Raw genomic sequence first — 13,361 nt, 5'->3', positions numbered from 1 at the left:
TAGTAATTTTTAAAAATATTAAAGCTAAGAATGATGATAAATATTGATAACAAGACAATTGATTCTGTATTGAAATATGATAAGATGTTAGAGGCATTACGTCAGATTTTCATTTCGAAATTTAATATGCCTGTAAGACATCATCATTTTTATAATCGAGCTGATGGTTCTGATAATGCATTGATTTTAATGCCGGCTTGGACCGATAAATATTTAGGTTGTAAACAAGTGATTGTTGCACCGACAAATTCAAATCAGAATCTTCCAGCAATTCATGCATTATATACGCTTTTTGATTCTCAAACTGGTGTTCCGTTAGCAATAATGGATGCCTCCAAATTAACATCTGTTCGGACAGCATGCACTTCTGCATTAGCGGCGAGTTATTTAGCAAGGAAAGATGCCGAAACATTGCTGGTCATTGGAAGTGGAGGGGTAGCTAAGCATTTAGTTCAAGCACATTCAGTGGTAAGGAATTATAAAAAAATTTATATCTGGGCCAGAAACAAAGAAAAAGCTGGCGAATTGATTGAAGGACTAAGAAATACTGGCTACAATAATGTAACTCTTGCCACAGATTTACAGCAAGGAATTGAATCTGCTGACGTTATTTCAAGCGCAACACTTTCTAAAGACCCAATTATAAAAGGAGAATGGATAAAAGAAGGTACACATTTGGATTTAATCGGTTCTCACACCCCTTATACAAGAGAAGCAGATGATGATGCCATCAAGAAAAGTTCAATATTTGTAGACTCAAGAGAAGGTGCTTTGCATGAAACAGGAGAGCTGGCTATTCCTATCAAAACTGGGATATTAGACCCAAATACCATAAAAGCGAACCTGGTAGAGTTATGTACCGAAATGCATTCCGGAAGACAGAATCAAAAGGAAATAACAGTATTTAAATCAGCAGGTTTAGCTATTGAAGATCTTGCAGCTGCCTTATTGGTTTATGAATCGATTGCAAAATAATCCAGCCATTCATATTTGAATATATTAAGAAATTAAGAACTGATAGTACGGATCTAAAAAATGTAAAAAGGGAGTGATTTTCACTCCCTTTTTTATATATAACTGTGAATCAATGCTATTCAACGGTGATTTTTAATTAAAATTTCTTTAAAATGTGATTAATTCTTTCATAAATAAGGGTTAAAAAATGATTAGTACTAGGTAAAATCTGTGTTACCTCGATAAGAAATCGTCTCTATCTTAGGAATAATTGTCTAAAATACATTTAACCATTATGAAGAAACCAATATTACTTATTTTTATGCTGCTTGCCACGATTCAAATTTTATTTGCTCAGGATAAAATTAAATTAGATGGTCAGGTTGTAAATTCAACAGGGGAGAAGTTGTCGGGAGTGACAATTTCCTTAAGCAATACCAATCAAAAATTTATTACAGATGCCAATGGTAATTTCAGTTTAGAATATATACCAGGCACCTCACTAAGCACAAGTTTTTTAGGATATAATGCCAAGCATGTATCACTAGCTAGCCAGACAAAATTAACCATTACACTGGATGAGTCTTCGGAAGATCTGGAGCAAGTTATTGTTGTAGGTTATGGAACGCAGAAAAAAGGGGAGACGACCGGATCTGTAGCAAGTGTTAAATCCGAAAGTTTTAATCAAGGTGCTGTTAAAGATGCTGGTCAATTAATTCAAGGCAAAGTGGCCGGATTACGCATCACAACACCGAGTGGAGATCCTAATGGATCTACCCAAATTAATCTAAGGGGATTGAATTCCATTCAAGGCTCAGTAAATCCATTAGTTATTATTGATGGCGTGCCTGGGGATTTTAATTCTGTAGCTCCGGAGGATATTGAGTCTGTCGACGTGATGAAAGATGGATCAGCTGCAGCGATCTATGGTACCCGAGCAACTGGGGGTGTAATCTTTATCACTACGCGCCAAAATAGATCTACCGATGGTAAAACTACAATTGAATATAATAACTATGCTTCTTTACAGACCTTATTCAGAGTTCCAGACCTTCTTAATGCTGATGATTATCGTCGTTTGATCTCCGAAGGTAAAGCTTATGAAGACTTAGGGCATAACACAAATTGGATAGAGGAAGTTACTCAAAATCCTTTTTCACATAATCATAACCTTTCTCTTTTTGGTGGAAATGCACGTACGAATTTCACAGGTACGGTAAATTATAGAGATTGGGATGGGGTTCTTTTGAAGAGTGGACAAGAGCGATTAAATATTCGCGCTGATTTAAACCATGAAATGTTTGATGGTAAACTAAGAAGTCGAATTCAACTTATCAGTAATAGTATCAAAGCACTTCAAGGGGGAAGTTCTGAATATATGTGGCGACAAGCTATGATTAGAAATCCTACAGATAGAATTTATAATGACGAAGGTAAATGGCAGGAGAATAATGCTTATATGTATGATAATCCACTTGGAATGATTAATGAAACAACAAATGACCGTATTTTCCGAGAAACCAGATTGAATGGTTCATTGGATTACCGGCCAATTGATGCTTTGAGTTTTAAAGCTTTGTTTTCAAGAGTGCAGGACAATGATTTAACTGGCACAAGTACCACATTTGATCATATTAATACAACTAAAAATAATTTAAATGGTACTGCAGGAAGATTTACTCAAGCTGGAGTTGAGAATTTGATGGAGTTAACTGCTAACTATAACAAATCTTTTAATGATCATCGATTCAATGTGTTGGGAGGTTACAGTTGGCAAAGAAACACTTTTGAGAATTTTTATGCATATAACTTCAATTTTCCTACCGATCAATACAGTTATAACTTTTTGGAATCTGGTTTAGCCTTAAAAGAGGGTTTGGCTACAATGGAAAGTTACAAACAAGAGTCGACCCTTGTTGGATTTTTTGGAAGATTAACTTATAACTATAAAGAGAAGTATATGGCGATGGTTAGTTTACGCCGAGAAGGGTCGAGTACTTTTGGTGAAAATAACAAATGGGGTAATTTCCCAGCTGTTTCTATCGGTTGGGATATGGCGAAGGAGGATTTCTTTGCAGAACAAACAGTAGTCAACCAATTAAAATGGAGAGCAGGGTATGGGGTTACAGGGACTATTGCTGGATCACCCTACAATTCTCAGATCAGTTATAATTATACCTTAACTCAAGGCGCTTATATCAATGGAAATTGGGTGCCTGGGTTTGTTCCGGCTCGAAACTTTAATCCAGACCTGAGATGGGAAAGAAAAAATGAATTCAACGTTGGAGTGGATTATAGTTTTGCAAACAATAGAGTATATGGATCATTGGATTATTACAATAGAAGGGTTAAGGATTTGTTATACTGGTTCGAAGTTCCAGTTCCTCCATATTTGACTTCTACCATGTTTATCAATGCAGGTGAAATGAGTAACTCAGGATTTGAGGCATTAGTAAATGTAGATGTTCTAACAAAAGAAGAAGGCCTAAAATGGAAAACAGGAGTTGTATTTTCTAGTAATAAAAATAAGTTAATTAATCTGTCAAATGATCGATTTGGCGTAACTCAAGAATATTTTGATTCTGGATATACTGGAGAGCCAATTCAAACATTTACCCACCGTGTAGAAGTTGGGAGAAGTATTGGAGATTTCTATGTATGGAAAACTGTTGGATTGGATGATAATGGAAAATGGTTAGTAGAATCTAAGAATGGGGAAGTTATTCCTATTGCGGATGCCAGCGTTGAGGACAGACAATATTATGGAAATGGAATTCCTGACTTTAACCTAGGATGGAACAATAACTTTCAATTTAAGAATGTTGATTTGACTTTGAATTGGAGAGGTGCGTTTGGTCACCAAATGTTGAACATGCCTAGAATGTATTATGAGAATCCAGTTAATAAAGCTTACAATGCTTTAAAATCAGCTTATGATCCTATTGACGGAAAGGTTTTAAATAATGATTTGGTTTATGTATCTCATTATATTGAAAATGCAGATTATTTCAAATTAGACAATCTTACCTTAGGATATACGTTTAAGCCACAGGCTATTAAAGGCATTAACAATCTAAGAATTTATGTATCTGGATTAAACCTAGTCACTTTTACTAAATATTCTGGTTTAGATCCTGAAGCTACAAGCTTTGAAGGAGATTTTCAATTTGCACCAGGAATTGAACATCGTGATCGTTATCCGACCACAAGGACTTACACAATTGGCTTGAATGTAAAATTCTAATCCTGTCGAGATAACTATTTAATAATCAAATTAAACGATGAGAAAATGAAAAACTTAAAATTTAAACATATTCTACTTCTAAGTGGTTTGTTCGGATCCACGCTCACTTTCAATTCATGTACAGATTTGAATGAAGAAGTTTATTCAGAGGTTCTAGGAAGTACGGTAAATCCGACAGAAAGGGATCTTCCATTTATTGTAGCTCCAACCTATAGTTCTTTGCGTGCACTCATGTTTGGGTGGCAAGGATACTTCGATCTTCAAGAAGAAAGTGCTGACCATATCATAACTCCTGTTAGACCAAATGGCTGGGATGATGGAGGAACTTACCGCAGGATGCATCAACATACCTGGACTTCCGAGCAGTGGCAACCATACAACACTTGGAATCAGGCATTTGCTACGATTACAAAAGTAAACATGGTGGTTATGCAAATTGAGGATGGCTTGTTAGCTTTACCAGAGGAAACTGGAAATGCAGCAATTGCAGAATTGCGAGCTACACGAGCTTTAGCTTATTATTTATTATTAGATAATCATGGAAATGTTCCTATTGTAACAGATTATCGTGACGATAGCTTACCTCAGCAAAAGACACGAAAAGAGGTCTATGATTTTGTAGTAAAAGAATTGACTGAGGTTATGCCATTGTTATCAAAAGAAGTGAGCTCAATGTATGGTAGAATCAATTTCTGGGGAGCAAAAGCTTTATTGGCCAAGGTATATCTGAATGCCGAAGTTTATACTGGCACTGCTCAATGGGACAAAGTCATTCAGGAAACGAATGAAATTATCAATAGCAATCAATATAGATTGGATGAGCTCTACCCGAATATCTTTTCTGCAACCAATCAGAACTCGCCAGAAATTATTTTTGCTGTTCCCTACGACGAAGTCTATGGAACAGGAAATCAAATACATATGAAAACTTTGGACCCTCTAAGCCGCTTAGTTTATAGTATGGCTGCCGGTCCTTGGGGCGGAAATTGTGCAGTGCCTCAATTTATTGATACCTATGATAAGGATGATACTCGTCTTTATGATTCTTGGATCCAAGGACCGCAATTAAATTCAAGTACAGGACAGGAGGTCATCAATTATGTAAAACAAGTTCCTGGAATTGGTGGAGATGGAACCGTTGCAGCTTCAAATGCTGGTTATCGCATAGGTAAATATGCAATCAAACAAGGAGCTACAAACAATCTTGATAATGATTATCCAATGCTTCGATATGCAGATGTTTTGTTAATGAAAGCGGAAGCATTATTAAGGACCAATAAAGCCGAAGAAGCTGCGACTTTAGTAACGCAAGTTCGAGAAAGAGCTTTCAAAGAAAATCCTACCAAAGCCAGAGTAACTGCTGCACAATTGATGCAAGGAAGTTCTTATAATTATGGATGGCAAGAAAAGAATAATACAGTAACCACTTCGAATGGTGGAGCAGACATTAAATATGGAAGATTCTTAGACGAGTTGGGTTGGGAATTTGCTGCGGAAGCTAGGAGAAGGCAAGATATTATCAGGTTTGGCGTATTTCAAACAAAGTCTTGGTTTAATCACAAACCTCATGCAAATGAACAAGCACGAACTTTATTTCCAATTCCAAATGCGGAGATTACCAAAAATCCAAATTTAAAACAGAATCCAGGATATTAAGTTAGTAAATAGTTTTAGTATTAGTGAAGGTTGCCCATTCCAAAATTTTGGAATGGGCTATTTTTTTTTAATGTTTTAAAAACTAACGTTATTTCGATATATTAAGATGGAAAATCGCTGAGGATGTATTAAATAAGCCTGCTTATGGAATTAATAGTAATGAAAAAGACCAAGTTGGCGATTGGACTAAGCCTAAATATTTAGCTCAAAATCGTGTGTTTGATAAGAGTAAACATTATTTATGGCCAATTCCGCAAACTGCAATTGATAGAAACCAAAATTTATTACCTCAAAACGCAGGCTGGTAGTAATTAATGCAAAATAATTATGGATAGAAGAAATTTTTTGAAGAATACAAGTTTATTAGGCTTAGGAGTGATTGCTGTTAATTTTCCAGTTTGGTCTACAAGCATGTTTGCTTGGAATCAAGTGATTCACAATATACCATTAGATAAAGGGTATGATTCATCTTGGATAAAATCCTTATATAAAAAGGATGAAAAACTTCAATATAAAAAAAGTCGAAATGAATTAAAGTATATCGGAATGCCAGTAGGAGGGCTTCATACAGGTACGGTATATATTGGGGGTGACGGGAGACTTTGGTTATGGCAGGTCTTCAACGATGCTTACGACGGTTCAAGAGAAGGTATTGAAGGAAAAGTAATCCAATGGGATAATGGTAAAGAAATGGTTCGTGTTAGGCCTAGGGACGGATCTGCATTCGTTGAACCTGCAATAGCTGATAATTTGCGAAAATTTGAACAAGGTTTTTTGGTAGCGGTGAAAAGAGATGGAAAAGTCCTTCAAAAAGAACTTAAAGAAAGCCATTGGGACGAAGTGATTTTTGAACCATCTTACCCATCTTGTAAAGTGATATTTTCTAGTAATTCATTTCCTGTTGATGTTGAACTAACGGCATTTTCTCCTTTTATTCCCCTGGATGAAGATAATTCTTCATTGCCATTAACTAACTTTCATATTGAAATCAAAAATAAATTTGATCAAAATATTGAAGTTGAGCTCATAGGATGGATGGAAAATGGAGTTCATAAGGGCAGGAAAGAATTTAATGATGTAAAAAAGGTAGCTAGGATAGATAAGGTGAATTCTGGATCCAAGCTAGTTTATTTTTCAGCAGATCAAGTTCCTGTTGAGTTTCAATCTGCAGGAGACCATGGGAATATGGCCTTTATGAGCCATGATCCAAACGCAAAGGTTAGTACTAAAGTTGAACAATGGCCGATATCCCCGGATTCTGTTGAAAATAATATTGATAATCATGTTGATGAATTTGGGCGCATGCAAATAGCGGCTATTAGTTCCAGTAGATTGTTAAATGGATCAGGCAAAGAGCATTTTGATTATACCGTTTCTTGGTTTTTTAATAATCCTCATCCGAAACTCAGAGAACATCTAATTGATGCAAAAGAAGGATATTGGTATGGGACAAAGTTTAAGGATGCTGCTGAAGTATTGAAGTTTTATTCAATTAATAAATCAAAATTGGATGCAGATACATTGAGTTGGGTGAAAACCTGGAATGATACGACCTTGCCAAATTGGTTTATTGACAGGACATTTGTCAATATAGGTACACTAGCCACAGCAAATACAATGCGTTTTGGAACCGGAAGGTTTTGGGGTTGGGAAGGAGTAGGAGCCTGTGCCGGTACTTGCACACATGTTTGGCAATATGGACAGTCAATGGGTAGGATATTTCCTGGACTTGAACGTAATTTAAGAGAACAAACTGATTTTGGAGTTGGGTTCAAGCCAGATTCAGGCGCAATTATTTTTAGGGCAGAATATGAATCAAGACCAGCAATTGATGGACAGGCAGGAGTTATCTTAAGATGTTTTCGTGATCATCAAACAAGTAAAGATAATACCTTCTTGAAAAAAAATTGGCAATCCATTAAAAAAGCAACCCAGTTTATTTTAAATCAGGATAAGAACGGTGATGGAATGACTGATACTCCGATGGAAAATACCTTAGATGCGGTTTGGGAAGGGGAAATTGCATGGATAGTTGGACTTTGTTTAGCGGCAGTAAAAGCTGCGGAACGGATGGCAGCAGAAATGGGAGACTCTTCTTTCCAAAAGGTATGTGCAGATTATTTCCAAATAGGATCGAGAAATATGGATGAACAGCTCTTTAATGGCGAGTATTATATTCATTGTCCCAACAAGGAATTTGGAAGAAAGAAACTTGGTTCCTATAACACATGTCATATCGATCAGGTTTATGGACAGGCATGGACATTTCAGTTAGGATTGCCAAGAATCAACTCGAAAGAAAAAACAATGTCAGCACTGAGGGCTTTATGGAATTATAATTTCACACCGGATGTTGGACCTTATATTAAAACACATCTTCAAGGAAGACCTTATGCATTAGCAGGGGATGCTGGAATGGTGATGAATACTAATCCAAAGAATGAAAAAAAAGCATATGGAGAAAATGAAACCTGGCAACTTGGATATTTCCATGAATGTATGAGTGGATTTGAACATCAAGTTGCCGCACATATGATGGGAGAGGGGATGATTGATGAAAGCCTAATCCTAACACGCAAAATTCATGAAAGATACCATGCATCTAAAAGAAATCCTTTCAATGAAATTGAATGCAGCGATCATTATGCAAGAGCAATGGCGAGTTATGGAACTTTTATCAATGCCTGTGGATTTACATTCCATGGACCTAAAAAACAAATCGGATTTGATCCAAAAATAAATCCTCAAGATTTTAAAGCCGCATTTACTGGTTCTGAAGGTTGGGGAAGTTATTCTCAAAAATCTAGTTCGGAAAAATTAAATGCAATTTTAAAATTAGAGAAAGGGCTCTTAGAGGTTGAAGAGATCACATTGAATGCGATAGGGAAATCTAAAATTCCTACTCAAGATGTTAAAGTACTTCTAATGGGACAAAATACTGTTGTTAAGGAAGTGGCCGTGGAAAATGGAAAGGCTAAAATTAAATTTAATAAATCAATTCAAATAAATCAGGGTGAGGAACTAACGATTCAAATAGGATGAAAGGATTAATTCAATATTTATTTTACGTTGTTATTTTGCTTGGTTCCTGTAAGCAACATACGAAGGAACCAAAAGCAAATAAGGATAAACAAAATTGGAAGGTGGAATTAGCAACAGAATTACCCAAACTTGGACACCGAAATTGGGTGCTTATTGTGGATAAGGCTTTTCCTGAACTTGCCAGTGAAAACATTCAAATAATTGAAACAAATGAACCCCTGTTATCTGTATTAAATGAAGTTAAGGCACAATTAGATTCGCAAAGCCATGTAAAACCGATTTTGTATAAAGATCTCGAGTTAGATGTGCTTAATGACGAATTATCACCTGGTTCTAATAAATTTAAAGAAGAATTGTATACCATTTATCCAAATAACGCATATTCCTCTATTTTGCATCAAGACGTATTTTCAAAAATGGATTCAGCTTCAAATTTATTTAAGATTCTTGTTTTGAAATCAGAAACTACCATTCCTTATAGTTCCATATTTATGGAACTGGAATGTAAATATTGGAATGAAACTTCAGAAAATCAATTGAGAGAAATGATGATTTCCAAGAAATAATCTTCTTCTAAAGATTAAGGCTTTTATTTATTAGGTATTTTTGCGATCAAAGAATTTTCTTCGATCGCTTTTTCCTTCTTTAACTGAAGAAAAAATCTTTAATTAATAAACTAGTGAAAAAAGAATCAAAAAAGACTCTAAGAAACGACAAAATGTCCATTTCCATATTTTTTATTTTCGATTCAATTAGAGGTTAAAAACAAAATTTTAAGGCAATAGATTGACAAGTAAGCAATGCCTAATTTATTTTATTTTTGAAATTAATGATTATTAGGATACCCAATCCTTACTCAATTCTTTTGCGGTATCTATACCACCTTGATAAAGAAATGGATATTCTAAAGTATGCAGAAAGCGATTTTTTAATTCATGATTTTCAATGATCAGAATATTTTCGGATTTAGCACATTTTATTAATAATCGGTCCTCATCTCTCATAATCGAGAATGAAAAAAATTCATTGCTTTCGGTACGAACAGCATGGTACAATGTCCATACTTGATTAATGTTAGAAAGCTTAACATTTTGGTTTAGCCAAACGTTAAAATCTGTAGTCTCCATTGTGTTAGTGTGATGAAACTAATGTAGATATTTTAACAAGAAATACATTACGGTTTCCCATATATCCATATGTATGTTACAATAATTACCGAATATAAATACCTGTTTTTCATTTTGTTATTGATAATCGGTAACATGTTTAAACATCTATCGATGATTTAAAAAGTGAAGCAGTTTATTCTCTTCAAATTCCTATAATTTCCATCAATTTATTAATCTGTTTTCTACGGTTTTATTGTATTGGGAAATAGACAATTATTAAATAATTTGTAACTTAATTCAAATTACATTTGATACACCTATACCAATATTGAATTTTAAATACATGAAAAGAATATACCTTTATTTAAGTTTGGTAATTTCATCCATATTGCTCACTAATTCAGTTTTTTCAACTGAATTTGAACAGGATAATCTGGTTCCTCTTGGCGACCCCTTTATAATGTTATATAAAGAAAAATATTATGCATATGGCACAAATTCATCACAAGGAATTGAAGTTTATACTTCAGACAATCTTAAAGAATGGAAAAAGGAATCAAAATTGGCACTTTCTTCTGAGGACTCTTGGGGTGGAAAATGGTTTTGGGCTCCTGAAGTATATTATATTAAAGAAAAGAAAAAGTTCTTTATGTATTATTCTGCAAATGAACATATTTGCGTTGGTACTTCAAATTCTCCATTGGGACCATTTGTTCAACAAAAAAAAGTTCCAATGTTACCTCACGAAAAAGCAATAGACAATTCTTTGTTCATTGATTCTGATGGAAAACCTTACTTGTTTTTTGACCGATTTAACGATGGGCTTAATATCTGGGTAGCAAAGCTTCAAAAAGATTTGATAACTATCGATACGAATTCAATGAAGCCTAGTATACATGTTTCTCAAGATTGGGAAACTGTTTGGCCAAGGGTTAATGAGGGGTCATTTGTAATAAAGCATCAAGGGATTTATTACATGACTTATTCTGCAAACAGTTATGAAAGTCAGTATTATGGAATTGGCTTTGCTACCTCAAATTCTATCATGGGACCCTGGAGAAAATACAATAAGAACCCTATTCTTCAAATGCCAAATGGATTGGTAGGTGTAGGACATAGTGCTATGTTTAAGGATAAGGATGGGAAATTAAAAATCGTATTTCATGCCCATCATTCTAAAGATAAAATTCACCCTAGGGCGATGTATATTGCCGAAGTAAGTTTTTCACAAGATAAAATACCAATTATGAAAATTGCTGATATTATGCACCCTATATTGAAATAAACGATATAATCTTGATAACATTTATATAAAATGAATATTAACCTCAAACTAGCCTTATTTGCCCTAGCTTTTTGCTATTCAGCACATTCCCAGGAAATGAAACAATCTATTACTTTTAAATCTCCTGGAAATCCTTCAAGAAAAATCGAACTCCAATCAAATGGAACCTCCCTTATTGCTCAACAAAATATGCCTGTTGATATTAAACAGAATATGGTTGAAAGTACCAATAAGACACGATTTGAAGTGATAATTACAGCCAAGGAGAAAGTATATTATAATTTTGAGAACAGCTATAAAATCCTTGATTATAAACACTCAGAAAGTGAGTTTTTAATGCCTGGGTTTTGGTATCATAAGAACCTGAGATCTCCCAAGGAAGCTCCATCATTTGCAACAAGTGATAGTTGGCAGGTGCGGGAAGATAGGTTAAGTACACCATTGACTGGTATTTTTAGTTCGCAGAATGGTTCTTATTATTCAGTAATTCGGTTAGATGAATTAAACCAAGATGCTATTGCACAACATCAATCAGGGGAAGTCATACTAAGTTCAAAAACTGATTTAGGATATACTGGCTTCAAGAATGAATCCGGATCCTCGGCTTTAGTATTTGGTTTTCCTTATCATGAAGCCCCGAAATCATATATCCGTAAATTAACTTTAATTCCTGAAATCATAGCCTTTGAAAAATTGGAAAAGGGTGAAACACGCAGATTGACCTGGGAGATATCAAAGGGTGTAGCTCATGATTACAGTGATTTTGTGTCAAAAACATGGACTTATTCCTATGATATCCAAAAACCAATGCCATTGGCACCTAAATTAAGTACCGATGAAGCCAAAAAATTTCTGTCGAACTTCTTTCGAGAAAGCTACATGAGCAAATTTGACCTGAAGTATTATTCAGGAGTTCATATGCGGACTGATGATTGTACGAGTACTGGCGCAACCGAAGTCGGTTTTATCGGACGTGTACTCTTGAATGCTTATAATTCCTTGGAATATGCGGAACAAAACGGAGATCAAAAATTAATTGACCAGGCTAATTCGATCTTTGATAGTTATCTGAAACATGGTTTTACAAATAATGGTTTTTTCAGAGAATATGTTGATTTTACAAAAAATCAGGAAGAAACCAATTTAAGTATTCGAAGACAGTCTGAGGGAGTATTTGCCATTTTGAATTATTTACATTATGAAAAGACAAAAGGTAGAAAACATATTCAATGGGAGAAAAGAATACAAACTATTCTGGAGAATTTTGCTAAGCTTCAGAAATCAGATGGTAGCTTTCCGAGGAAATTTGATGATAATTTTGTAGTTAAAGATGAAAGTGGAGGAAGTACTCCTTCAGCTACGCTTCCATTAGCCATGGCGTATAAATATTTTAAGAATAAAGATTATCTAATTCACGCAAAGAAATCAGGAAACTATCTAGAAAACGAAATCATTAATAAATCAGATTACTTTTCATCTACCCTTGATGCCAATTGTGAAGATAAAGAGGCTTCTTTATATGCTTCTACAGCAATGCATTACCTTGCAATGGTAACAAAAGGAAATGAAAAACAACATTATATTGACCAAAGCATGAAAGCGGCATATTTTTGCCTTACTTGGTATTATACCTGGGATGTTCCTTTCGCTCAGGGACAAATGCTAGGGGATGTTGGATTTCAATCAAGAGGATGGGGGAATGTGTCAGTGGAAAATAACCATATTGATGTTTTTATTTTTGAATTTGCTGCCGTATTGGAATGGTTAGCGAAGGAGAGAAAGGAAAGTAGATTTTCTGATTTTTCAAAGGTTATTAAATCTTCAATGCTACAATTAATGCCTAGACCAGATCATATGTTCAATATTGCAAAAGTTGGGTATTACCCAGAGGTTGTCCAACATACAAATTGGGATTATGGAAAGAATGGTAAAGGTTTTTATAACGATATATTCGCTCCCGGATGGACCGTCGCATCCCTCTGGCAAATGCTTTCGCCTAATAGGGTAGAAGATTTTTTTAGATAAGTAAAAATAATTAAAAAGAAGTTGAACTAATATTCAACTTCTTTTT

At 34.8% G+C, this 13,361-nt stretch carries 9 protein-coding genes; 8 read left to right on the top strand and 1 reads right to left on the bottom strand.

The annotated features are described in order from the left end of the window. Positions 1 to 30: 30 nt before the first annotated feature. From E0Y80_RS09090 to E0Y80_RS09065, 6 genes are all read left to right on the top strand, one after another. Positions 31 to 975, top strand: a complete 945-nt coding sequence (locus E0Y80_RS09090) for a bifunctional Delta(1)-pyrroline-2-carboxylate/Delta(1)-piperideine-2-carboxylate reductase (protein WP_197091532.1) — start codon at positions 31 to 33, stop codon at positions 973 to 975. 274 nt (positions 976 to 1,249) lie between these two features. Next, positions 1,250 to 4,198, top strand: a complete 2,949-nt coding sequence (locus tag E0Y80_RS09085; protein WP_156307347.1) for a SusC/RagA family TonB-linked outer membrane protein — start codon at positions 1,250 to 1,252, stop codon at positions 4,196 to 4,198. A gap of 45 nt (positions 4,199 to 4,243) precedes the next feature. Continuing rightward, the gene (locus E0Y80_RS09080; RefSeq protein WP_156307346.1) at positions 4,244 to 5,854 is read left to right on the top strand and encodes a RagB/SusD family nutrient uptake outer membrane protein; all 1,611 of its coding nucleotides are present in this window, start codon (positions 4,244 to 4,246) and stop codon (positions 5,852 to 5,854) included. 98 nt (positions 5,855 to 5,952) lie between these two features. Continuing rightward, the gene (locus E0Y80_RS20990) at positions 5,953 to 6,162 is read left to right on the top strand and encodes a RagB/SusD family nutrient uptake outer membrane protein (protein ID WP_156307373.1); all 210 of its coding nucleotides are present in this window, start codon (positions 5,953 to 5,955) and stop codon (positions 6,160 to 6,162) included. Between the two features lie 19 nt (positions 6,163 to 6,181). Next, positions 6,182 to 8,896, top strand: coding sequence for a GH116 family glycosyl hydrolase (locus E0Y80_RS09070; RefSeq protein WP_156307345.1), 2,715 nt, complete (start codon positions 6,182 to 6,184; stop codon positions 8,894 to 8,896). Next, positions 8,893 to 9,462 carry a hypothetical protein gene (locus E0Y80_RS09065; protein ID WP_197091531.1) on the top strand — a complete coding sequence of 190 codons (570 nt, stop codon included), beginning with the start codon at positions 8,893 to 8,895 and terminating at the stop codon, positions 9,460 to 9,462. Before E0Y80_RS09070 ends, E0Y80_RS09065 begins: the two co-directional genes overlap by 4 nt. Before the next feature lie 270 nt (positions 9,463 to 9,732). Here the strand turns inward: E0Y80_RS09065 and E0Y80_RS09060 are convergent, their stop codons facing one another. Beyond that, positions 9,733 to 10,023, bottom strand: coding sequence for a hypothetical protein (locus E0Y80_RS09060; RefSeq protein WP_156307343.1), 291 nt, complete (start codon positions 10,021 to 10,023; stop codon positions 9,733 to 9,735). A 325-nt stretch (positions 10,024 to 10,348) separates the two neighbouring features. On the opposite strand from E0Y80_RS09060, the gene E0Y80_RS09055 reads away from it, so the two are divergent. Together E0Y80_RS09055 and E0Y80_RS09050 are read left to right on the top strand one after the other, a co-directional pair. Next, complete coding sequence (locus E0Y80_RS09055; RefSeq protein ID WP_156307342.1) at positions 10,349 to 11,290, top strand: glycoside hydrolase family 43 protein; 942 nt, start codon at positions 10,349 to 10,351, stop codon at positions 11,288 to 11,290. A gap of 30 nt (positions 11,291 to 11,320) precedes the next feature. Further along, the gene (locus tag E0Y80_RS09050) at positions 11,321 to 13,315 is read left to right on the top strand and encodes a hypothetical protein (protein ID WP_156307341.1); all 1,995 of its coding nucleotides are present in this window, start codon (positions 11,321 to 11,323) and stop codon (positions 13,313 to 13,315) included. Positions 13,316 to 13,361 lie beyond the last annotated feature (46 nt).

Source organism: Sphingobacterium endophyticum (assembly GCF_009733535.1).
In the GTDB taxonomy this organism is placed as follows: domain Bacteria; phylum Bacteroidota; class Bacteroidia; order Sphingobacteriales; family Sphingobacteriaceae; genus Sphingobacterium; species Sphingobacterium endophyticum.
The sequence above is the reverse complement of the archived record's forward strand: the minus strand, read 5'-3'. Positions and strand labels throughout refer to the sequence as shown.